We start from the raw sequence: 21,083 nt of genomic DNA, 5'->3' as shown, positions 1-21,083 counted from the left end.
TCAGGCAGAAACTCCACTTAGCCCGCTGTAAAAATTTCCCGAGCCAGTTCTGGTCTTCTTCATCGGTCAGCTATCAGTCGCATCAGGAGTCTAACCGAAAGCTCCTACTTCCACTGGTCCGACTTCGTGGGAGGGCACCATTCCACCCGGTTAGCTCACGGCCAACGTTTGCAAACCGGTAGTTCTATTGCATAATTTGTGCCAGCGTCATATTTATCAGCAGCTCTCAAAGGTAAGAGCCTTGCTGGGAGTTGAAGAGACGACTTACCCGCGCAAGGATTCACTCCAAAGCCGTCCATTGGGAGACCGCCTTGAAACCAATCGTAATCTTCGGTGACGGCGATATCGCGGAGCTGGCAGACTTCTATTTCACCCATGACTCTCCGTATGAGGTCGCTGCGTTCACCGTTGATGAGGCATACCTCAAGCGGCATGAGTTTCGAGGGCGCCCAGTAGTACCGTTTGAGAGAGTTACAGAAACTCACCCGCCAGATCACTATCAACTCTTCATCGCAATTAGCTACGCAAGGCTAAATGAGGTGCGAGCAGACCGAGTCGCGCTCGCAAAGGAGAGGGGTTATAGTTTAGCTTCATATCTCAGTAGCCGCGCCACAGTTTTCCCGGGCTTTGAACTCGGAGAGAACTGTTTTATTTTGGAGGACAATACGATTCAGCCATTCGCCAAGATTGGATCAAATGTCACTTTGTGGAGCGGGAATCACATAGGCCATCACTCGGTTATTGAAAATGACGTTTTCATTGCCTCACATGTCGTTGTATCTGGCGGCGCGAAAGTAGGGCACGGTAGCTTCGTTGGCGTAAACGTCACGATCCGCGATCATGTCACAATAGGTGAGCGGTGCGTACTAGGAGCAGGGGCACTTGTCCTTGCAGACCAACCTGACTTGTCTGTAGTTGCTCCGCGCGCAACCGAGAGAGCAAAGATCCCTAGTCACCGTCTCCGCGGGATATGAAAATTTCATGAAGTGGAGAAAACTTGGTCGTATCTTCGTTGGCAACGCTCAGTCAGACTGGGTACACAGCCATGGCATTGTTCCCATCGCCCGCCCTATCGATGAATATCTTTACAGGATTTACTTCAGTCCGAGAGACAAATTCGGCCGCTCAAACGTTAGCTGGCTTGACATTGATATTCGCAATCCGACCCAAGTTCTCCGGCGGTCAGACGAGCCTCTATTGAAGCCAGGTCCCGTTGGAAACTTCGATGATCGAGGAGTAATGGGATGTTGGATTGTCGAGGATGGCGGGAGAGAAATTTTATACTATCAGGGCTGGATGGTTGGAGTAACCGTTCCCTTCTATGTGGCTGTTGGTGCGGCAGTGCGCCCTGCCGGCAATCCCGATATACCCTTCGAACGTTGTTTTCTCGGGCCTATTCTTGATCGCCGCCCGAATGAACCCGTCTTTATAGCAGATCCGGCAGTGCTTCTAGAGAACGGTGTCTGGCGTATGTGGTATCAGTCGGGCAAGGCGTGGACACCAGGCGCCCCCCCCCTTCCCTCCTATAATATCAGATATGCCGAGTCCGAGGATGGTTTTGACTGGCAATTAAATAGCATTGAAGCAGTGACGTTTGCGCATCCTGGGGAGGTCGCGATTGCACGCTTCTGCCCATTGAAAGAAGCGGATGGTACATACCGCGCATGGTACTCATACCGCGGGAATGACTGGGGCTACCATATTGGCACCGCCACTTCTCCGAATGGCATGCTATGGTCTAGAGAAGATGATAGGGTTGGCATTTACTGCGACTCAGACAGCTGGGAAGCAAGTATGATTTGTTACCCCTTCGTCTTTGACACACCGCAAGGTCGATTTATGCTGTATAATGGTGGCCGCTATGGCGATCAAGGTTTTGGAATCGCTATTTTAGAGTAGTTTCTTGAAATACCAAGAAAGCGCTTTGGTGAAAACATTATCAAGCATGTCTTACGATAACAGTAAACTCAAAAAGACCGTAATGCTGAAGCAATGCAACTGATCTTCCAAATCGCTCCATGCAGTATTTTAGCATTTCCACGGGGTCGGCATAGTAAAGATCTGGGCGACGACGATCGGGATCGCTTGAAAGGCTAAGGACATTGAACCCAAAGCCCCGCCTTCCGGACTGCGCAAGAACTTCAATTGTCTCGTCAACATAGCACCTCCACTCATCAAGAGGCACGTCGCCCTTAACGTTGAAGATACCGCTAGCAACTGCATAATCTACCGTGTCGCTTGGTCTTGCGCCAACCCTCCATACAGTATCGGCGCATCCGTGTTGGATTCGCTTAGCTTCTGCGATCATGCTTGGTGCGACATCATAGCCAATAAAGGGACCATGATGGCCAGATTGCCGGAGAAATCGGACGAAGTCGCCGAAACCACACCCGAGATCGAGCACTGACGACTTTGTATCATCAATTAGATGAAGAAACTGACGATGCCGAATCTCATGAGACTCGGCGCTGTTCCAGTCTACGCCACGTGCAGTAGCGCCGTGCTCCGAAAGGCGCGCTGCATAATACCTTGCAACTTTATCAACTATATAGCCGTGTGACATGGTGATTATTGGACCACTCTAGTATCCTGTCGAGAGTCGAGGGCAGCCACAGATTTAATTACATGGCGTTCGTTCTCCGCCCGGTGAACCCGACGGACCGTAGTGTACGGGCGCCTCTTTGTCTCGGAGAGGATATTTGCGATGTATATGCCGAGAACACCCAAAATCAAAGTCGTTAGCCCACCGAAGAACCACACGGACACAATCAGAGATGTCCACCCTCCAACACCAATGCCAGACAGGAGATAGCGAACTATAAAATACGCAATCGTTACGACCGACAAGCCGCAGACGAGGATGCCTGTGTATAAGATGTAGTACAGCAGCCTTGTTGATGTTGTCGTTACATGCTTGATCGCCATCTCCAAACGGCGTCGGAGAGAATATGTTGTCGGCGACAGAGCCAGTTTTGTGATCTTAAGAGGAATCTGCTTGAAACCCGCAAGCTCCCAAAGATGTGCTATTAGAAACTCTCGATCACGATGTCTAACAAGGGATCGAACATAATCTCGCCTCATCAGACGAGCGGTCACCACGTTCCGAGGCAGCTTATGATCGCTGAGCGCCTCAACAATGGTGAAAAAGACGGCACCGGTGACACGTTCCACAAGCCCGCCACGACGCCTCTCCTGAATGCCATATACAACATCGCAATTCTCCTGACCCAGCGTTTCAAAAAATTTGCCGAGGACTTCAGGCTCCTCCTCAAGATCACAGTCAATAAGGAAGACAAGATCACCTTGAGCATAGGCCAGCCCCGTCATCATCGCTTTATGATGGCCAAAATTCCGCACGAGGTCGACGACTATGATCCGAGAGTCTGCGCGATAGAGATTAAGCGCCAACTCCAAAGAGTCATCAGGAGAGCCATCGTTTACAAGAATGATCTCAATATCATCCGTTATCTTTTCTGCAGTAGAAATAACCCGTGCACAAAACTCCTCAACCGTGCTGGCCGATCGGTAAAGCGTTGACACAATCGATAGCTTCATTGTGGATTTCTTTCGAGAAAGGACCGCGCATTTGGCCCAGTATTCAAGAGGAGGTCGACAATAGATAGAGATGGTTCAAATGCCCCCCAGAGTTGTGGATACTCCGGGTACCCGCTGTAATCCATCCAACAGACTTCTATGCCATTCCTCTCGAAAATAGAGACATCAAGATAACTCCTTGCAGCCGGACCACTTACATACTGCGTTGCCCCAGTCTCCAAGCATATCTTAAGAAGGCGATCCGTAGCGTTCATCGCTCTTGATGCGTCTCTTTCAAGGATATCGGTGCAACGAGCGATCGGGGTCGCGATATCTAGGCTACGGCACAGTCCTCGAATGAGGTGCTCATTGACTTTGGTTAAGAGGGGATCATCAGCAGCACTACGGAGCAGACTGAATAGCCAAGGAGAAACCGCATCGAAGTATGCTGCACGCTGGTAAGCGAGTTGAATCGACCGAATGTGCCCTTCGACCCATTCTGCGTTGGCAATCAGCGTCTCATCAATGGCTTGGCCGTAGCGTCCCTTTACCTCAACAGGAATTGTTAGCCACAGCGGACCGTTGGCTGTCTTAATCCGGTTCCGGTTCCGCCAATCTCTTCTTGTATATTGCACACACTCGAGCAAAACAACGTGGTCAACAGAGCGCAGAAGGTCAAAGTATCCTCGCCAAGGGATATAGTTCGATTGAGTGATGGCAACCGACTTACTCAAGACACTCCCCATGCAGTTCGGATACAGTTCGGCTGCAAGATCAAGCTACCGGCGCAAATATCGCTCGACCTTCTCGATCACGCAATCCGCCGCCGACAGAGACATCCCAGCGTGAAGCGGCAATCTAACGAGCCGGGAACTCGCGTCATCTGTAACATCAAGGCTTCCATGTGTGCGTGCATAACGCCTCCCTGCCGGCGCGGAGTGAAGCGGAATGTAGTGGAATGGAGCCCAGATATCGTCCTGTTGCAATTGCTCAATAAGCCGATCTCGTATCCTTTCTCGTTCAACCAGAATATAGTACAGGTGACCATTTGAGGTGCAGTGCACTGGAACTGAAGGTCTTTGAATTAGTCCCAGTTCCTCAAGCCTAGCAAGCCCTGAGTGATATCGATCCCAGATCGCGAGCCGTTCTTCATTGAAGCGCTCCACCTGCTCAAGCTGAGCGAGCAGAACAGCTGCTGTAAGTTCACTGGGGAGAAATGAGGAGCCGCAATCAATCCAGGTGTACTTATCAACAGTGCCAAGTTTGAAAGCGCGCCGGTTTGTGCCCTTTTCCCAGATGATGTACGCTCGTTCAGAAAGAGATGGATTATTGACAGTGAGGGCTCCTCCTTCTCCTGACATGGCATTCTTTGTTTCGTGGAAGCTGAAGCAAGCCAGGTCACCAAGCGACCCAGCTTGTCGCCCACGGTAGGTCGAGAGAAGAGCTTGGGCGGCATCTTCAATCACGACCAAGCCATAGCGGCGCGCAACGGCTAGTACAGCATCCATCTCGGCGCACACGCCGGCATAGTGCACGACACTGATCGCCTTCGTCTTTGGCGTAATTGCTTCCTCAATCTTAGCTTCGTCGATGTTTAGAGTGTCCGGACGGATGTCAACAAAGACAGGAACGCCGTGCCGCAAAACCACTGCATTCGCCGTCGAGACAAACGTGAATGATGGCATGATCACTTCGTCCCCTGGGCCGACTTCAGCCAGAATGGCTGACATCTCAAGAGCCGCAGTACAGGATTGTGTAAGGAGGGCATCCGATGCGCCGATCCGCCCTCTGAGCCAGTCTTGGCAGCGGCCTGTAAATGGGCCGTTCCCGGAAAATTCACGTTGCTCGAAGACCTCGCGCAAATAGTCGAACTCTCGGCCTGCGACAGGGGGAATATTGAATGGAATGCGCTTCATAAAGATAATGAGATACACATAAGAGCCGAATTGCACCAGTCGTCACATATGCATCCTGTTCTACTCGCGATGAGCGAACGAAACAGCTAAGCTGCGATTTTGCGCCGTTCCAATTCCACCATTGCATTGAACGGACCCGGGCCCGATCCGCGCCTTTATGACTGACACCAGAGAATGGTACTAGTAAGCCTCGGTCAATCGGCGTGACTTAGCAGCACTGTCCAAGGCTTTGAGGTCGGCGAGAAAGGCCGGAATCCACGATAGGGGAAGCATGTTAGGACCGTCAGAGGGCGCAGCATCTGGATTGTCATGCGCTTCGGCGAAAACAGCTGCACAGCCGACTGCAACAGCCGCCCGAGCTAGTACCGGTGCGAAGTCCCTCTTTCCTCCAGACGATGTTCCTCGCCCACCTGGCTCCTGCACAGAATGGGTAGCATCAAACACAACTGGATAGCCAGTCTCTCCCATCGTCGGCAACCCACGGAAGTCGGTCACGAGTGTGCCATAGCCGAAGGACGTGCCTCGATCACAGAGCAGAATGCTGTCGTTGCCTGTAGCGGCGATCTTGGCGGCAACATTCGCCATGTCCCACGGCGCCAAGAATTGACCTTTCTTCACGTTGACGCACCTGCCCGTCTCGCCAGCCGCAAGTAACAGGTCTGTCTGTCGGCAAAGAAAAGCAGGAATCTGTATGATGTCGACGACTTCGGCCGCACGGCGCGCCTGTTCCACGTCGTGAATGTCCGTGAGCACAGGACAGCCAAATTTTTCGCGGACCTCAGATAAGATCTCGAGTCCCTTTTCGATCCCAATACCACGCTGACCGGACAAGGAAGTACGATTCGCCTTGTCATAGGATGCCTTGAACACGAATGGGACACCAGCAACTGAAGTCGTCTCAGACAGCGCCGCGGCGATGTTCATTGCGTGGTCCCGGCTCTCAATCTGACAGGGCCCAGAGATCAGAACGAAAGGCTTGTCATTACTAAACGTCACATTGCGAACGGTAACAGCCTTCTGCATAATCTTCATAGTGGCCAATCTCCATAGGTGGCAAACCTAACTAATGTAACTAGCTAGGCCGAATGCCCTTGACTAACGACGCGGGACAACTCGGCCGAAAGGGTCACATTTATTCTGCTCCGCGAAGCAGCTGCCGTGCGCGCTCGAGATCCTCAGGCGCATCGACGCCGAGGGGGACCGTATCAACGCGAACGCAGTCTATGCGAAGACCATCCTCCAGCGCACGTAGTTGCTCAAGGCTCTCCCGAATTTCTAGAATGCTTGGCGACAGGCTCACAAACCGCTCCAGTGCCTCTCTCCGGTAAGCGTAAAGCCCGATATGATGCCAGCATGGTCCAGAGCCTGCCGGCACTCGCGCACGGCTGAAATACAATGCCCGGGCAGTGCGCTGATCCAGCGAGAAGGCAGCAACGGCTTTGACAACATTTGGATTGTCAGCCTCCGCCTCGTCTTTGATCGGGGCAACCAGCGTGGCGATGTCCACTGCCGGGTTCTCCAGCGGTTCCAGGGCGGCACGAACCAGGGAAGGATCAAGCGTCGGCAGGTCTCCCTGGACGTTGATCACCACCTGATGCACGCCGTGCGGGTCGTACTGCTGCAAGGCCGCCCATACGCGATCCGACCCAGATGGCAGCGCAGGGTCAGTCATTACCGCGGCACCGCCGGCCTCCTGAACAGCACGGCGGACCTCTTCCTCAGAACAGGCGACCACAACTGATCCGACCTGAGCATCGACACAACGTCGCCAGACATGGACGATCATCGGCTGACCGCTGATGTCAGCAAGGGGCTTGCCCGGCAGCCGGCTTGATCCCATGCGTGCGGGAATGACGACAAGTGGACTGACAGAGGGCATGATAGGCCTTCTATGCGATGCCGGCGCGCAGCAGATCGTGCACGTGAAGAACGCCGACTGGACTGTCATCGTCAACTACAAACAGTGTGGTGATGCCTCTGCTGTTCATCACCTCCAGAGCACTGGCTGCGAGCGCTCCCGGCAAGACACTGACAGGAGCTTGCGTCATGACGTCTTCAACCAACTGGTCCAGAAGATTACCACCCATATGGCGACGCAAATCACCATCGGTGACGATCCCGACGAGCTTTCCTGCCTGGTTTTGAACACCCACACATCCGAACCTGCGGCCGGTCATTATCATCAGGACCTCACTCATTGATGTGCCAACCGAGCAGAGCGGGATCTCCTCACCGACATGCATGAGGTCTACGACCTTGAGCAAACGCTGACCAAGCTTGCCACCCGGATGGAACAACCTGAAATCGGCAGCAGTAAATCCCCTCTGCTCCAGCAAGGCTACGGCAAGAGCATCTCCGAGCGCCAGCGTCATGGTAGTTGACGTGGTTGGGGCAAGCCCAAGCGGGCAAGCCTCCGGTGCGAGGGGCAGAATAAGCGCGACATCAGAATTTCTCGCCAACGTGCTGCCAGGCCGACCGGTAATAGCGATCAGCGGGATCGCCATGCGACGTGTGTAGGCCACGATATCGGACAGCTCAGACGTCTCTCCCGAATTGGAGAGGGCGACAACCGCATCGTCCTTGCCGATCATGCCGAGATCACCATGGCTGGCCTCACCAGGATGAACAAAAAAGGATGGTGTCCCCGTCGAGGCAAAGGTAGCGGCAATCTTTCTGCCAACATGACCGCTCTTGCCCATACCAGTGACAATGACACGGCCGGAGATCGCCTCTAGCGTAGTCACGGCCGACTCGAAGTCTACACCCAAGGCTTGTGAAAGAAGCTCGAGACCTTGGATTTCCGCTTGAAGAGCCTTCCTGCCTGCATTGATGAGCTGCGATGGCAACCGAGTCGCTTGTGTCTGAATGGCAGATGCTACCACGGGAAGCCCTCCTGAGTATCACGAAATCTTTATTGTTAGCCCACGTGTATCGAGGGCAGATGACGGTATATCTGCTCTGAAGCCACTAGTCGAGTGATGTAATCCATGCTCGGGACCTTTCAGCACGGCACGACTTCTGCGACTCCTGGGTCCACCACCAAGCATTGCTCCTGCCGATAACTTGAAACCATTCCGATCGATTTTGTCGGTTGTTCTGGGCCCGCTAGAGGCGGATTCACCAAGGACTTGCAAAATCAGGCTTTTAGATATGGCAATGTATCGCAGCTATGTTTCTAGCTCCCCGTCAGCATCTCCTGCATGAGAGCCGTAGCCTTGAGCTCAGATCACCCCTTCAGCGATACTGAGCAGATACTGTCCGTAGGTGCTCTTGGAGAGCTTTGTGGCGAGTGCAACAAGCTGCTCGCGCTCAATCCACCCTGCATTATAGGCGATCTCCTCCGGGCAGGCGATCCTGAAGCCTTGGCGCCTTTCGAGCGCGCGGACGAACTCCGCGGCCTCGACGAGGCTATCCGGTGTCCCCGTATCCAGCCATGCGTAGCCGCGCCCCATGAGTTCGACCTGGAGCTGGCCTTTCTCCAGATAGACCCGGTTCACGTCTGTGATCTCGAGCTCACCTCGCGCCGAGGGCTTCAGGTTTGCGGCGATATCGACAACCTGATGGTCGTAGAAATACAGGCCGGTCACTGCCCAGCTCGACCGCGGTGCCGTCGGCTTTTCCTCGATCGAGATCGCCCTGCCCCGGCTGTCGAATTCGACGACACCGTACCGCTCGGGATCGGTTACGTGATAGGCAAAGACCGAGGCGCCGGAGGTCCGTCTAGCAGCCGAACGCAAGAGGTCAGTCAGGCCGTGACCATAATAGACGTTGTCGCCGAGGATCAGCACCGACGGCCCGCCTGCAACGAAGTCGGCGCCGATGATATAGGCCTGGGCCAGCCCCTCGGGCTTCGGCTGTTCCGCATAGGACAGGCGGATGCCCCATTGCTCACCGCTCCCCAGGAGCTGGCGGAAACGGGGCAGGTCTTCCGGCGTGGAGATGATCAGGATGTCCTGGATCCCGGCCAGCATCAGCGTGGTCAGGGGATAGTAGATCATCGGCTTGTCATAGATCGGCAGCAGCTGCTTCGACGTGACATAGGTCATGGGATGCAGTCGTGTTCCGCTGCCCCCGGCCAGAATGATGCCCTTCATCGCTATATCTCCTTGGCACCCGCCAGCTTCTTGGCACAGTGCATGCCGATAACGTCTTACGGAAAATAGACCGGCAGTTCCGCCAACGTCGGCTGCCGGCGATCCTTGTCGGAGAGGACTGCCCTGGCCGGATCCACAGGCCAGGCGATGCCGACCGTTGGATCGTCCCAAGCCAGTCCATGATCGTGGGCCGCCGAGTAGTAGGCCGAAACTTTGTATTGGATCTCGGTATCCGGCTCGAGCGTGCAGAAGCCGTGAGCGAAACCCACCGGCACAAGGAGCTGCCGACCGTTCTCGGCCGAGAGCTCGACGGCCACATGCCGGCCATAGGTGGGGGATGAGCGCCGGATATCGACCGCAACATCCAGAATGCTGCCCCGCACCACGCGAATGAGCTTATCCTGCGCAAAGGGCTCACTCTGGAAATGCAGGCCCCGCACCGTGCCGACCGCAGCGGACAACGACTGGTTGTCCTGGACGAAATCCGTGTCAATACCAGCCTCGGCGAAACGCTGCCGGTGATAAGTTTCGGAAAAGAAGCCACGATGATCGCCGAAGCGCTTCGGCGTCACGATCTTCACCTCCGGGATTGCGGTCGGTTCCACACTCAGCACGATTCTTCTCTCTTCAAACTCTGCGGCGAACAGCGGACTACATCAAACAGCGACACCGAGCCGCTCGCCGCGATAGACGCCGGAGCGGACGCGCTCCCACCAGGCGGGGTTGTTGAGATACCAGGACACAGTCTTCTGCAGCCCGGTCTCGAAGGTCTCAGCCGGGCGCCAGCCCAGTTCGCGCTCGATCTTGCCGGCGTCGATGGCATAGCGCAGGTCGTGCCCCGGCCGGTCGGTCACGTAGGTGATGAGCCTCTCACGCGGGCCAAGCGACGCATCCGGCGCCATCGCGTCCACGAGGCCGCAGATGGCGCGAACGACATCGATATTCGTCCGCTCGTTCCAGCCGCCGATATTGTAGTTCTCCCCGACCCTGCCCTTTTCGGCTACCAGCATCAGCGCATCCGCATGGTCGTCCACGTAGAGCCAGTCGCGCACGTTGTCGCCCTTGCCGTAGACCGGCAGCGGCTTTCCCTCGAGCGCGTTGAGGATCATGAGCGGAATGAGCTTTTCGGGAAAATGGTAGGGCCCGTAGTTGTTCGAGCAGTTCGTGATCAGCGTCGGAAGGCCATAGGTGTGGTACCAGGCGCGGACGAAATGGTCCGACGCGGCCTTGGAAGCCGAATAGGGCGAGTTGGGCTGGTAGGGATATTCCTCATGGAAGAAGCCCTCTTCCCCCAGGGACCCAAAGACTTCGTCCGTCGAGATGTGGTGGAAACGGAAGGTCTCGCGGCGCGCGGCATCGAGCTTGTTCCAGTAGGCCAGAGCCGCCTGGAGCAGCGTGAAGGTGCCGACGACGTTGGTCTGGACGAATTCCCCTGGCCCATCGATCGAACGGTCGACATGGCTCTCGGCCGCGAGATGCATGATCACGTCCGGCTGAAACCCGCCGACAATCTCCTGCATGCGCTTGGCATCGGCAATATCGGCCTGAACGAAGCTGTAGCGCTCGCTGCCGGCGACAGGGCTGAGCGAATCCAGGTTTCCGGCATAGGTGAGCTTGTCGACGACCAGAACCTGGTGCGGCGTGCTCCGGATGAGCTTGCGGACGACTGCAGAACCGATGAATCCGGCGCCCCCGGTGACCAAAAATTTCTTTGCCATGAACCCTGCTCTTCCCGTCAACGGCTGTGTGCAGCCTCGTCCCTTGCCCGAGGGTTAGCCATCGTTTTGAATACCCCTAACCCGGATCGAACGGACAGGCTACTAGCCGATAAAAGTAATATCGTCCATGGGCCGCTGGCCCATCCGTCCCCTCCAAGGGCGATAAGCCACATCCCGCAAAGACTCAGTCTTTGCCTTTCCCCTCCGGCAAGCCCTCTTGGGCCGACCTGAAGTAAAGCTTGGCTTCGCCTCTGATCCGCTCCAGAAGGGGATGGTCTGCGACCCGGGCGTGGGCCTTCAGGATGGTCTGGGCGCCGTAGAGATCCCGCAGCCGCTTCCACGCCTCGGCCATGTGAATCAGGCGCTTCTCCTCGTCGATACTCCGAGACTTGCGGTGGAACACGAAAGTATTCGTTGCCACCGCAAGCTCGAATCCTGCAGCGCCGGCCCGGAAGCAATAGTCGTTTTCCTCGCCGTAGAAGAGCTTGAAATTCTCCTCATCGAAGAGGCCGATGGCATCAATGACCTCTTTCTTCACCCCGAAGCAGAAGCCATGCACGAGCGGGACCCGCGGCAGCAGATCTGCCGGGCTCCACCGCTCACAGGCGAGGTCGATGTCGGATGGGCCGAGTCCCTTCGGCAGTTCATTGATGGCGGTGTTGTTGCTCGTATCCTTGATGGACGGGATCGACTGGGCGCCGGCTGCATTCGAGAGCGGGCCGACAATGCCGATCCTTTCGCTCGCACTGGCAGCGTCGAGCAGCTTCAACGCCCAGTTGCTGCTCACGATCGTATCGCTGTTGAGGAGGATCCGGAACCCGGCCGTACCGGCTCCCATGCCGCGGTTGGCCGAGCGCGTGTAGCCGAGATTCTGCTCGTTCTCGAGCAGTTGCGCACGTCCTTCGCGGGATACGAATTCGCGCAGATACGCACTCGTTGCCTCGTCTGAGCAGTCATTGACGATGATGATGCGGTGCTCGGGAAGCAGGTGAGCCTGAACCGACTCGAGGCAGAGGCGCACATCTTCCAATGCATTGTGAACGCAGACGACAATGTCGATCGGAACATGGGCCAGCGGCCTGAGGCGCTCGTCCTTGACCTCGGAGAAGGCCCTGCCTTCGAGCGGGTTTGAGATCCGCCCCAATCCGACGAGAACATCGGGAACGATCAGGGCGCGTGCGAACTTGTGCCGGAAATAGCTGAAGTCCTCATGGTCCCGGACTGAAGCGCCCTGCGGCAGAAGCTGGGCGACTTTAAGATCAGGAAACCGGTGGGTCACCCAGGCGAAGCCCAACTGGTCGCGACGGCTGAAGCGCTCGATCTGCTGCCACCAGGAATGCAGGGCGGCCGCAGTCTCCTTGTTTTTCAGTGGGACCACCATGAAGCCGGTCTCAAACAAGGGCTGGTTCAGGGGTAGACCATGGGTCCGGTAATGCTCTACCTGCGCATCGATGACCTTGCCGGAGTCTTTCTTCAACTGCTTGCAGGCCTTTGCCTCCTCATAGAAGCATCCCCGATGGGGATGGGAGACAAGCCCCAGATGCGCGCCGCCGCGCCTGACCAGGTCGATGTACCAGCGGACATCGCCCTTGAGAACGATATTGGCGTCCAGCCAGACCGCAACGTCATGGGAGGGAAACAGCTCGTGCGGATGTGTCTTCACCCACCTTGCAATGCGCGTCGGATCAGGGTGGTAGAAGGGCGCCGCGCGCATCTGCCAGACGCCGTAATCGTTGCGAGGTCGATCCGTGAAACAGACGTAGTCGACATCCGGGTCGATGCGTTCCGGGAGCAGCAGAGTGTCATATTCGCCATAGATCGCGGTGTAGAAGACAGTCTTTCGTTGGGCGCCTGAGCTGAATGCACGATAGGCGGCGATACGGTCCTCGATGTCGTCTTTGACCTGCCAGCGATTGTCGAGCAGGACTTGGACAGTCCTCCTGGGCAGGTTTGAAGCAATTAGATCCTTCGTCCAGTCGAAGACCCGGTAGCCAAAGGCTATCACGCGCGGAAGGCGATGGGCCAGGGCGCGCAAGGGACCCGTCAGCCTCCAGGAGAGAGAACCGCGCAGTCCCTTGATCTCGGCCTGCAGGGCTCTGATCCGAAGCTGGAGATCCCGAATCTCCTCTTGCTGCTTCTGGATTTCGGTCTGCAATGCTGCTACATCGTTCTTTGGCTCATCAAGAAAAGCGTCCTCGGTCATCTGCTCTCATCTCACTGTTCGCAAATGCGCAGGCCCGAAATTCCTTCATCTCGGATCCGTAATCCGGGAGCCGAAATCCGGCTTGACGCTCTTCCTGCAACCCTTGCCCTTTTCTTTACGCCCGGCCACCGGACATGGGAACCTCCCGAACAAGGTCCCACGAGATCGCCCTTAGTCTGCGCTCACACCGGCTGCGTTCTTGTAGACCTCGAGGACCTCTTCGACGCTGCCTAGAGCCTTCAGCTTTCCATGCTCCAGCATCAGAGCCTTGTTGCAGAGCTCCCTCAAGACCTTGTTGGAATGCGAGGCCAGCACCATGATCTTCGCATCCCTGGCGAAGCCCTCCAGCTTCTCGTTGGCCTTGTGGATGAAGGAAGCGTCGCCGGTTGCCACGACCTCGTCGAGCAGCAGGATATCGGTGTCGACATGGGTTGAAATGGCAAAGCCCAGGCGCGCCCGCATGCCGGAGGAATAGGTCCGCATCGGGAGATTGAGGAAGTCACCGAGCCCGCTGAATTCGGCGATGCTGTCGATCTTGCCCTTGATCTCGGCACGACTCATTCCAAGGTAGAGCCCTCGGACGAGAATGTTTTCGTAACCAGTCGATTCCGCGTCGAGACCGAAGCCGAGGTTGAGCAAGGGCGCCACCCGCCCTTGCACGGTCACACGGCCAAATGTGGGCGCATAAAGTCCGGCCATGAGGCGCAGCAGCGTCGACTTGCCTGCTCCATTGTGCCCGACGAGGGCCAGGCGGTCTCCCGGCTCAAGGGTGAAGGACAGGTTCTGCAGGGCGCGCACGAGCAGATAGCCTGCCCTGCCCTTCGCCAGTTGTCCGCCGATAGCATTGGTTGGTTGGTGGGGCGCCTGGCCTTTCCGGGCCTTGCTTTCCAAGACCGGATAATCCAGCGTCACATCTTCGAGCTTCACAAACGCCATGATTGCACCCTTAGATCCAGAAGGTGATCCGGCGACGCCAATAGGCATAGATCGGCAAGGTGACACTCCAGCCGATGACAGTCAGCCCGATAGCAACTGCCCAGACGAGCGGAGCCGGGGTTTGGCCGAGCAGCGGAGCCCGCAGGAGTTCGAGCATGTAATATGCGGGATTGAGGTAAACGGCGAGCGCACGCAATCCTTCCATACGATCCGGATACCAGAGAATGGGCGTGATGAAGAACATCAGGCGCATGGCATTGGGGATCATGTGGCCAAAGTCCCGGTAGCGCACATTGACGAGCCCGAGAAGCAGGCCCAGCCAGATGCCGTTCAGCAGGATCAGCACGAAGGCTGGGAGAGCCAAAAGCAATTCGGGGAAGGGCCAGATCTGGAAGACGAGCAGTACGGCGACATAGATGAGGGCGCTATAGCCAAAGATAAGCACATTCCGCCACAGAAGGCGGTAGACATAGACGACGCCAGGAACCGCAATCTCTCTGATGGCTGAGGCATTTGCGACGAAAGCATCCTTGCCGTCGGTGACGAAAGCCGACAATAGGCTCCATGTCATGTAGCCCGTCACGAGATAAGGAATGTATTCGTGCGCCGGCACCTGCATAATGGCGCTGTAGATAGTCCCTATGCAGGCCGCGACGAAGGCCATGCTGAGCGAAATCCAGAATGGCCCCAAACGCGAACGGCGGTGACGCAAACGTACGTCCCGCCACCCAAGCGTCAGCCAGAGCTCATGCCAGCGCCAGCCGTCGCGAACCTCGCGCAGCGTCTCCCGCAATCCCGAACCACTGGTTCTCAAAATCTTGGTCCTTAATCATCAGCCTGGCCCCGGGGCCTTCAAGCCGATCATTCCTCTGCAACCGAGAGCCGACCGGCATGGAAACCGACCCGGCGGCTCAAATGCCGTTCAGCGAGTACTGCGGCCTGGACACGATTTACGCCCTCACCACGTTGGCTCGCGCACCAAGATACTTCCCGCGAGTATCCACAATAAGCTTTGCGTGCTGTTCGATCGTTTCATAGTCGAACCGATCGTGGTCCGTCGCCAGCAGCACCAAGTCATAGCCGGCTAGCTCCTCAGGGGTCAGATCGACGCTTGCGAGATCGAACGCATAGCGGCGCATCTTGGGGAAGGTCGGCACGTGCGGGTCGCTGTAGGCGATCTGCGCGCCCTTCGCCTGCAGAAGGCTCATCAGTTCGACAGATGGAGACTCCCGCATATCGTCGACGTTCTTCTTGTAGGCGATGCCGAGGACCAGGATTCGGCTACCGCGGATCGACTTCTCCCGGTCGTTCAGGGCATCGGCGATCTTCTCCACAACCCATTCTGGCATCGTGCTGTTGATCTCGCCCGCTAGTTCGATGAAGCGGGTATGCAGTCCGTACTCGCGCGCCTTCCAGGTCAAGTAGAACGGATCGATCGGAATGCAGTGACCGCCGAGGCCGGGACCGGGATAGTAGGGCACGAAGCCGAACGGCTTAGTCGCGGCTGCGCGGATGACCTCATGAATGTCGATGCCCATCCGGTCGGCGATGATCTTCATCTCATTCACGAGGCCAATATTAACAGCGCGATGGATGTTCTCGAGGAGCTTGGTCAACTCGGCAGCCTGGGTCGAGCTCACTGGTACAACTGTGTCGATCACCTGACCGTAGAGAGCAAGACCCACCTCGAGGCAGGACGGCGTGGTGCCGCCACAAACCTTCGGGATATTCCGGGTCGTGAACTTTGGGTTGCCCGGGTCTTCACGCTCGGGCGAGAACACGAGGAAAACCTCGTCTCCCACCGCGAAGCCGGCCTTCTCGATCCGGGGCCGGAGTTCCTCTTCAGTCGTTCCAGGATACGTCGTGCTTTCCAGAGAGATGACTTGGGCTTTTCTCAGGTAGGGCAGAAGAGCCTCGACCGTGTTTAGGACGAAACTGAGGTCCGGCTCACGATACTTGTTCAGGGGCGTCGGGACGCATAGAATCAGGGCGTCAACGTCGCGAGCCCGGGACAGATCGGCAGTCGGCTCGAACCCATTCTGGATTGCCTTGGCGATGCCTTCGGCGGCAATGTGCTCGATATAGGTCTGGCCCTGCTTAAGAATGTCGACCTTGCTCTGGTCTATATCGAAGCCAACTACCTTATAGCCGATTTCCGAATAACGGAGGGACAGCGGCAACCCCACGTAGCCGAGCCCAACGATACCGATAACAGCCGTCTTATCATTCAGTCTTTTCAGCAGCATATCTTTGTGCATCGGAAAATCTCGGTCTCAATCTCGTTGAAAGCAGCCCCTTCTATAAAGCCATTGAACGGGGCCGCAGGCCTCCGGGAAGCGCGGGAGTGCCGCGCCCACCAGAACAGGGAGGCAGTTACCGCCGACAGATTTGGCCGGAGCTGCTAGGACGCCGCTATACCCTCTCAGAGTTCCTGCAGCAACCCTTACCAACCGCGAGGTTTAGCAAGATACACTCAAAGCCAAGTCTTTAGACTCCAGGCACCTCTTTGCTACTGGCACGGCTCCGGTAGTTTGGGCGAGCACCGTTTTATAGTTCGCAGACGATCCGTCCTCGCCACCCCTGCTTGTCTGTATGGGCGGGTTCCACTACTGAGGCAGATTCGGTGCCGGAGAACAAACATGCGCATCCTAGCCGTCTCTGTGACATTCAATCCAAATACGGCCTTGTTGGCTGAAGCCCTGCGATCGGTCGCACCTCAGGTTCAGGGACTTGCAGTTATCGATAACGGCTCGGCCAATGCAGGCGACGTTCGCTCCCTTGCAACCACTGTTGGAGCACATTTTGTATCTAACGAACGGAATCTCGGCATCGCCGCGGCTCAGAACCAAGGGGTTGACCTAGCACGAACTGGTGGTTTCTCTCATATTTTGCTGCTCGACCAGGACACAGTTCTGGCACCCCGAACCGTGGCCGATCTGTCGAAAAATTTGGTTTCCTTGGAAAGGCAGCTTGGCTGTGTAGCTGCCATTGGCCCTGCCTATTTCGAAATAAACACCCAGCAAAGGAGCCGCGCCTATCGCAGCCATGGCCTTCGCATCTTGCGGATCTCGCTTGATCCGGAAGCAGAGCCAGTTGCGAGCGACACAATAATTGCCTCAGGTTCGCTAATCCCACTAAAAGTCCTGAACAAGGTCGGAGGCTTCAAAGAAGACCTCTTTATCGACCTCGTTGACGTAGAGTGGTGCTTCCGGGCCCGCGCTGCTGGATACGAGAGTTTCCTGTCACCCACAGTCACAGTCGAGCACCACCTCGGCAGCAGCACAATCAAGATTGGGACCCGCGGGATTGCTGTCCACGTGCCGGTGCGGAACTATTACTGGGTCCGAAACGCTATATGGTTGGCGCGCCAGCCCTACACGCCACTGGCTTGGCGGCTTTACTTTATCAGCCGGAGCTTGGCCTTTCTTGCGGCCTATACGACATTAGTCGATCAGCGGATGTTGAGACTGCGCCTGATCAGTCGCGCCATTTGGGACAGCCTCAATGGCCGATTCGGGCCCTTTGGTAAGATCAAACGCCCACACTGATCCAGCCTCAGCCTTGTGTCCCTACCAGCAGCTATCTCCAGAAAAGCTTCGGCACCCGAGCCGCAGGAAGCTCTAAAGATCGAGTCCTAGTGAGCTAGCGGTGCCTCAAGTGATTGTATACGTCAAGCTCAGCCTTCATACTGCTCTTCTAGCCCTTTCGATCGCCAGCCACCAGAGGCTATCATCCTCGGTTATGCGCCCTGTAGGACAGGCTGCCAGGGACGCCCAGAGGAAGGGTAGCCCCGGTCCTCCTCCGGTTGCCGTCGAAGCTATTTAAGCTCCCAGGCACTGTCAGGCCAAGTATCCCTTTTCTGTGGGGATTGCCTCGGCGCGGCGTCGAACGTCGCGCCAGACCTGCAGCTCCCGCTGGGCGTCCGCCAGGGCGCGGTGCTCGGGTGGGCCGGCATCGTCGTTCTTGAGCCGGGCCTGGCCCAGGATCTCCTGGAAAATCCCCTCGTACCGCTCCGATGAGACGCCTGCTCTCTGCAGCACCGCGATGACGGCATCCCGGTGAGCCTCATCGGTATCCTTCAGGCGGAGGGCGTGGCGGGGCAGGCTTGCGGCCCGCAGCAGCTTACTGAGCCATTGGCCGTCCCAGGAAGGGGCGGTCGCATAGAGCGCATGCCCCGTCAGGACGTCTACCATGCGCCGGGCGACCGCATCATGGGGTGTTCCCTCCGCGACCAGCCGCTCACGGGATATGCGGTGAATGGCTTCGGCGTCCGCCGACCAGTCGGTCCAGGCGGAGGCGGGTCGGATCAGATGCTCCTCCTCGCCGCCATCGGCGAAGACCCAGGCGACCTCGATGGGATAGCCATGCTTCTCGAGCGACGAAGCCTCGAAGTCGAGAAACACGATCCCCATGCCTTAGCGCCCCGCAGCGATGGCTTCGAGCCACCGCTCGAGCAGCGGCACGATGCGCTCGCCGGGCTGAAATCCTTGGGTCACGATGGCGTATTCCGCCCCCTCGCCCCGTCCGGCCAGCAGCGTCGGGAAACCGGTGATGCCCGCCCGCTGGGCAATGGCGAAATCCGTCCAGGTCTCCTGCCGCGTCTCCTCGGCCGCCAAGGCCTGCAGGAATGCGTCCCCGCTGAGCCCGAGGCCCGCCTCTCCGGCCAAGTCCGCCAGCACCGCGCCATCGGTGACGTCGCGGTTCTCGGCATAGAAGGCGTGGTGGACGCGCTTGAGAAAGGCGAGCGCTGGCCCTATTCCCTCCCGCCGCGCGATCACCACGGCCCGGCAGGCCGGTTCGGTATCGTAGACGAAGCCCTCCCGGTCGAAGAAGCGCATGTCGAAGGGCTGGCCCGAGGCCTCATGGACATGGATCCAATGCTCTCTGATCGTCTCCTTGCCCTTCTCATTGAGCGGCTCGGTCGTGCCCGGCCGCAGCCCGCCCAGGACGAGCCGGATAGGGAGATCGTCCCCGAACCGTTGGGAAATGTCGTCGATCACGGGTGAAAAGCCCCAGCACCACGAGCACATGGGGTCGGCGACATAGATCAGGTGGGGTCCGGCCATGGAAGCGTTCCTGTTCACGGCCATAACGATAGCACACCGACCCTCCCGACAAGGCCCTCCCCTGAAAGCTGTATCCGCGCGACTACCAGAAATAGAAGTCCCGTGCCCGACCTCAGGCGATGCACCGCTCCGAAAAGACCGCTCCGGCGGACCGTGAACCGCCCCGAAGATTACCTCCCTAGGTGGTAGGGAACTTTCCCTAAAGGATAGGCCGTGCTAGGAATCATGAAAATCGTATTCAGACGTCTCGTCGGCCAGGTCCTTGATGCGTTGCTACTTTAACCTTGTGAACGGCCATGAAAAAATCCTCGATGATGTCGGGATCGAGGTCTCTGATCTCGAAACAGCAACGGCTGAAGCGCTGAGGGCCATCGGGGAGTTACGTCAGGAAGAGGACGGCGCAGCCGAAGAATGGGCAGGCTGGCGGCTTGAGGTCGTTTGCCCCGAAGGGAATGTTCTCTGCTCCCTTCCCTTGAATGCAACCCTTCATTGAACTGCACGCATAGCTGCCGGATTGGCGCGGCGGACTTCCGCACATGCGACAAAGGGGAATCGCCGCGGGGCTGGATGGTTCAGAGGTGAACTATTACCTGCCTTTCAGGGGCAATCTCACCATGGCCATGAGAATGAACAGCAACGCCGCACTTCGCACCGAACCGCCGTCGGATCTCCGGCGCGACCCCGTCGTCCTCGTCGTCGAGGACGAACTGCTGGTGCGCATGGTCCTGGTGGATACCCTGATGGATGACGGCTTCGAGGTGATCGAGGCGACGACCGGGGACGAAGCGCTCCTGACCCTCGCGCGCCGACCTGACATCGGCCTGATCGTCAGCGACGTGGAGACGCCCGGCCTCACCAATGGATTTCTCCTTGCCCGCACGGTCGCCGAAAGACGCCCCGACGTTCGCCTGATCATCGTCTCCGGTCGGGCAGCGCCCAGGGCTAGCGAACTGCCGCATGGAGCGAACTTCATCGCCAAGCCCTTCTACCCCGAAACCCTGCTCACGCTGGCGAACGCCATGCTCCAAAGAACCCGGCCCTGAGCCTGCCTATCGGCGCATGGGCAGTAGTGCCTTGCGCGATTCACCCGTAGTCTCCTCTCGTGCCAGACCAAGAAACGAGAGGAGAACCGCATGGCGATGACGATGCAGGGTGAAGTGACGCTGCCCGCAGACCGGGCGACGGTGTGGGCTGCGCTCAACGATCCGGATGTGCTCAAGGCGTCCATCCCCGGCTGCCAGGACCTGGAGAAGGTGAGCGACACGGAGTTTCAGGCTACGGCCAAGATTGCGGTCGGTCCCGTCAAGGCGACCTTCAAGGGCGACGTGACCCTGAGCGACCTCAACCCGCCGGATGGCTACACCATCAGCGGCGAGGGACAGGGCGGCATCGCCGGCTGGGCCAAGGGCAGAGCGAAGGTCCGGCTTGAGGACGCCGAGGGCGGAACGAAGCTGGTCTACGACGTCGAGGCGCAGGTAGGCGGAAAGATCGCCCAGCTGGGAGGACGGCTGATCAACGGCGTCGCCAAGAAATATGCCGACGGGTTCTTCGCGAACTTCGCCAAGATACTCTCGCCTGCCGAAACGGCCGCCTGACGTTATCCCCCTGGGCCATTC

The 21,083-nt window shown here is 57.5% G+C and carries 22 protein-coding genes; 6 read left to right on the top strand and 16 right to left on the bottom strand.

Annotated elements, in window-relative coordinates; genetic code table 11:
- Nucleotides 1–311 precede the first annotated feature (311 nt).
- Together LG661_RS04940 and LG661_RS04935 are read left to right on the top strand one after the other, a co-directional pair.
- Nucleotides 312–974 carry an acetyltransferase gene (locus tag LG661_RS04940; RefSeq protein WP_230530752.1) on the top strand — a complete coding sequence of 221 codons (663 nt, stop codon included), beginning with the start codon at nt 312–314 and terminating at the stop codon, nt 972–974.
- 7 nt (nt 975–981) lie between these two features.
- Nucleotides 982–1,899: a glycoside hydrolase family protein gene (locus LG661_RS04935; protein ID WP_230530751.1), complete on the top strand. Its 918-nt coding sequence runs from the start codon at nt 982–984 to the stop codon at nt 1,897–1,899.
- A gap of 40 nt (nt 1,900–1,939) precedes the next feature.
- Here LG661_RS04935 and LG661_RS04930 read toward each other — a convergent pair whose 3' ends face one another.
- The 14 genes from LG661_RS04930 to LG661_RS04865 all read right to left on the bottom strand — a co-directional run bounded on the left by LG661_RS04930 (nt 1,940) and on the right by LG661_RS04865 (nt 16,659).
- On the bottom strand, nt 1,940–2,563 hold the full coding sequence (locus tag LG661_RS04930; RefSeq protein ID WP_230530750.1) for a class I SAM-dependent methyltransferase: 624 nt from the start codon (nt 2,561–2,563) through the stop codon (nt 1,940–1,942).
- A gap of 5 nt (nt 2,564–2,568) precedes the next feature.
- Nucleotides 2,569–3,555 carry a glycosyltransferase family 2 protein gene (locus tag LG661_RS04925; protein ID WP_230530749.1) on the bottom strand — a complete coding sequence of 329 codons (987 nt, stop codon included), beginning with the start codon at nt 3,553–3,555 and terminating at the stop codon, nt 2,569–2,571.
- Nucleotides 3,552–4,268 carry a WbqC family protein gene (locus tag LG661_RS04920; protein WP_230530748.1) on the bottom strand — a complete coding sequence of 239 codons (717 nt, stop codon included), beginning with the start codon at nt 4,266–4,268 and terminating at the stop codon, nt 3,552–3,554. The genes LG661_RS04925 and LG661_RS04920 overlap by 4 nt, the downstream gene beginning before the upstream one ends.
- A 45-nt stretch (nt 4,269–4,313) precedes the next feature.
- Nucleotides 4,314–5,486, bottom strand: coding sequence for a dTDP-4-amino-4,6-dideoxygalactose transaminase (gene rffA / locus LG661_RS04915; protein ID WP_230530747.1), 1,173 nt, complete (start codon nt 5,484–5,486; stop codon nt 4,314–4,316).
- Nucleotides 5,487–5,630: 144 nt separating this feature from the next.
- Nucleotides 5,631–6,482, bottom strand: a complete 852-nt coding sequence (gene kdsA, locus LG661_RS04910; protein WP_407666658.1) for a 3-deoxy-8-phosphooctulonate synthase — start codon at nt 6,480–6,482, stop codon at nt 5,631–5,633.
- Between the two features lie 100 nt (nt 6,483–6,582).
- Complete coding sequence (locus LG661_RS04905) at nt 6,583–7,329, bottom strand: 3-deoxy-manno-octulosonate cytidylyltransferase (protein ID WP_230530746.1); 747 nt, start codon at nt 7,327–7,329, stop codon at nt 6,583–6,585.
- A 10-nt stretch (nt 7,330–7,339) separates the two neighbouring features.
- Nucleotides 7,340–8,332 carry a KpsF/GutQ family sugar-phosphate isomerase gene (locus LG661_RS04900; protein WP_230530745.1) on the bottom strand — a complete coding sequence of 331 codons (993 nt, stop codon included), beginning with the start codon at nt 8,330–8,332 and terminating at the stop codon, nt 7,340–7,342.
- Nucleotides 8,333–8,671: 339 nt separating this feature from the next.
- Nucleotides 8,672–9,544 (bottom strand): glucose-1-phosphate thymidylyltransferase RfbA, encoded by an 873-nt coding sequence (gene rfbA, locus LG661_RS04895; RefSeq protein WP_230530744.1) that lies wholly within the window; start codon nt 9,542–9,544, stop codon nt 8,672–8,674.
- A 56-nt stretch (nt 9,545–9,600) separates the two neighbouring features.
- Entirely contained in the window at nt 9,601–10,158 is a 558-nt protein-coding gene (rfbC, locus tag LG661_RS04890) for a dTDP-4-dehydrorhamnose 3,5-epimerase (protein WP_230530743.1), read from the bottom strand.
- A gap of 42 nt (nt 10,159–10,200) precedes the next feature.
- A complete protein-coding gene (rfbB, locus tag LG661_RS04885; protein WP_230530742.1) occupies nt 10,201–11,262 on the bottom strand; it encodes a dTDP-glucose 4,6-dehydratase in 1,062 nt (353 codons plus the stop codon).
- A 184-nt stretch (nt 11,263–11,446) separates the two neighbouring features.
- Complete coding sequence (locus LG661_RS04880; protein WP_230530741.1) at nt 11,447–13,465, bottom strand: glycosyltransferase; 2,019 nt, start codon at nt 13,463–13,465, stop codon at nt 11,447–11,449.
- Nucleotides 13,466–13,636: 171 nt separating this feature from the next.
- Nucleotides 13,637–14,401, bottom strand: coding sequence for an ABC transporter ATP-binding protein (locus LG661_RS04875; RefSeq protein ID WP_230530740.1), 765 nt, complete (start codon nt 14,399–14,401; stop codon nt 13,637–13,639).
- A 10-nt stretch (nt 14,402–14,411) separates the two neighbouring features.
- Nucleotides 14,412–15,215 (bottom strand): ABC transporter permease, encoded by an 804-nt coding sequence (locus tag LG661_RS04870; protein ID WP_230530739.1) that lies wholly within the window; start codon nt 15,213–15,215, stop codon nt 14,412–14,414.
- Between the two features lie 136 nt (nt 15,216–15,351).
- Nucleotides 15,352–16,659 (bottom strand): nucleotide sugar dehydrogenase, encoded by a 1,308-nt coding sequence (locus tag LG661_RS04865; RefSeq protein ID WP_230530738.1) that lies wholly within the window; start codon nt 16,657–16,659, stop codon nt 15,352–15,354.
- Nucleotides 16,660–17,040: 381 nt separating this feature from the next.
- Here LG661_RS04865 and LG661_RS04860 point away from each other — a divergent pair, with 381 nt between their 5' ends.
- Nucleotides 17,041–17,949 carry a glycosyltransferase family 2 protein gene (locus LG661_RS04860; RefSeq protein ID WP_230530737.1) on the top strand — a complete coding sequence of 303 codons (909 nt, stop codon included), beginning with the start codon at nt 17,041–17,043 and terminating at the stop codon, nt 17,947–17,949.
- Between the two features lie 291 nt (nt 17,950–18,240).
- Here the strand turns inward: LG661_RS04860 and LG661_RS04855 are convergent, their stop codons facing one another.
- Both LG661_RS04855 and LG661_RS04850 read right to left on the bottom strand, forming a co-directional pair.
- Entirely contained in the window at nt 18,241–18,813 is a 573-nt protein-coding gene (locus LG661_RS04855) for a 3'-5' exonuclease (RefSeq protein ID WP_230530736.1), read from the bottom strand.
- Nucleotides 18,814–18,816: 3 nt separating this feature from the next.
- Nucleotides 18,817–19,467: a DsbA family protein gene (locus LG661_RS04850; protein ID WP_230530735.1), complete on the bottom strand. Its 651-nt coding sequence runs from the start codon at nt 19,465–19,467 to the stop codon at nt 18,817–18,819.
- A gap of 265 nt (nt 19,468–19,732) precedes the next feature.
- Between LG661_RS04850 and LG661_RS04845 the strand changes: the two genes are divergently transcribed.
- The 3 genes from LG661_RS04845 (at nt 19,733) to LG661_RS04835 (ending at nt 21,062) form a co-directional block, all read left to right on the top strand.
- A complete protein-coding gene (locus LG661_RS04845; RefSeq protein ID WP_230530734.1) occupies nt 19,733–19,960 on the top strand; it encodes a DUF6894 family protein in 228 nt (75 codons plus the stop codon).
- Between the two features lie 43 nt (nt 19,961–20,003).
- Nucleotides 20,004–20,510, top strand: a complete 507-nt coding sequence (locus tag LG661_RS04840) for a response regulator (protein ID WP_230530733.1) — start codon at nt 20,004–20,006, stop codon at nt 20,508–20,510.
- 90 nt (nt 20,511–20,600) lie between these two features.
- Nucleotides 20,601–21,062, top strand: coding sequence for a CoxG family protein (locus tag LG661_RS04835; protein ID WP_230530732.1), 462 nt, complete (start codon nt 20,601–20,603; stop codon nt 21,060–21,062).
- Nucleotides 21,063–21,083: the final 21 nt, after the last annotated feature.

The organism is Microvirga roseola, from assembly GCF_020866965.1.
In the GTDB taxonomy this organism is placed as follows: Bacteria; Pseudomonadota; Alphaproteobacteria; order Rhizobiales; family Beijerinckiaceae; genus Microvirga; species Microvirga roseola.
This window is presented reverse-complemented; position numbering and strand designations above follow the sequence as displayed.

Excerpts from the sequence above, each read along its gene's own strand:
- LG661_RS04935 (WP_230530751.1), top strand. The coding sequence starts at position 982 with ATGAAGTGGAGAAAACTTGGTCGTATCTTCGTTGGCAACGCTCAGTCA.
- LG661_RS04930 (WP_230530750.1), bottom strand. The coding sequence starts at position 2,563 with ATGTCACACGGCTATATAGTTGATAAAGTTGCAAGGTATTATGCAGCG.
- LG661_RS04925 (WP_230530749.1), bottom strand. The coding sequence starts at position 3,555 with ATGAAGCTATCGATTGTGTCAACGCTTTACCGATCGGCCAGCACGGTT.
- kdsA (WP_407666658.1), bottom strand. The coding sequence starts at position 6,482 with ATGAAGATTATGCAGAAGGCTGTTACCGTTCGCAATGTGACGTTTAGT.
- LG661_RS04905 (WP_230530746.1), bottom strand. The coding sequence starts at position 7,329 with ATGCCCTCTGTCAGTCCACTTGTCGTCATTCCCGCACGCATGGGATCA.
- rfbA (WP_230530744.1), bottom strand. The coding sequence starts at position 9,544 with ATGAAGGGCATCATTCTGGCCGGGGGCAGCGGAACACGACTGCATCCC.
- rfbB (WP_230530742.1), bottom strand. The coding sequence starts at position 11,262 with ATGGCAAAGAAATTTTTGGTCACCGGGGGCGCCGGATTCATCGGTTCT.
- LG661_RS04880 (WP_230530741.1), bottom strand. The coding sequence starts at position 13,465 with ATGACCGAGGACGCTTTTCTTGATGAGCCAAAGAACGATGTAGCAGCA.
- LG661_RS04875 (WP_230530740.1), bottom strand. The coding sequence starts at position 14,401 with ATGGCGTTTGTGAAGCTCGAAGATGTGACGCTGGATTATCCGGTCTTG.
- LG661_RS04865 (WP_230530738.1), bottom strand. The coding sequence starts at position 16,659 with ATGCACAAAGATATGCTGCTGAAAAGACTGAATGATAAGACGGCTGTT.
- LG661_RS04860 (WP_230530737.1), top strand. The coding sequence starts at position 17,041 with ATGCGCATCCTAGCCGTCTCTGTGACATTCAATCCAAATACGGCCTTG.
- LG661_RS04855 (WP_230530736.1), bottom strand. The coding sequence starts at position 18,813 with ATGGGGATCGTGTTTCTCGACTTCGAGGCTTCGTCGCTCGAGAAGCAT.
- LG661_RS04850 (WP_230530735.1), bottom strand. The coding sequence starts at position 19,467 with ATGGCCGGACCCCACCTGATCTATGTCGCCGACCCCATGTGCTCGTGG.
- LG661_RS04845 (WP_230530734.1), top strand. The coding sequence starts at position 19,733 with ATGCGTTGCTACTTTAACCTTGTGAACGGCCATGAAAAAATCCTCGAT.
- LG661_RS04840 (WP_230530733.1), top strand. The coding sequence starts at position 20,004 with ATGCGACAAAGGGGAATCGCCGCGGGGCTGGATGGTTCAGAGGTGAAC.
- LG661_RS04835 (WP_230530732.1), top strand. The coding sequence starts at position 20,601 with ATGGCGATGACGATGCAGGGTGAAGTGACGCTGCCCGCAGACCGGGCG.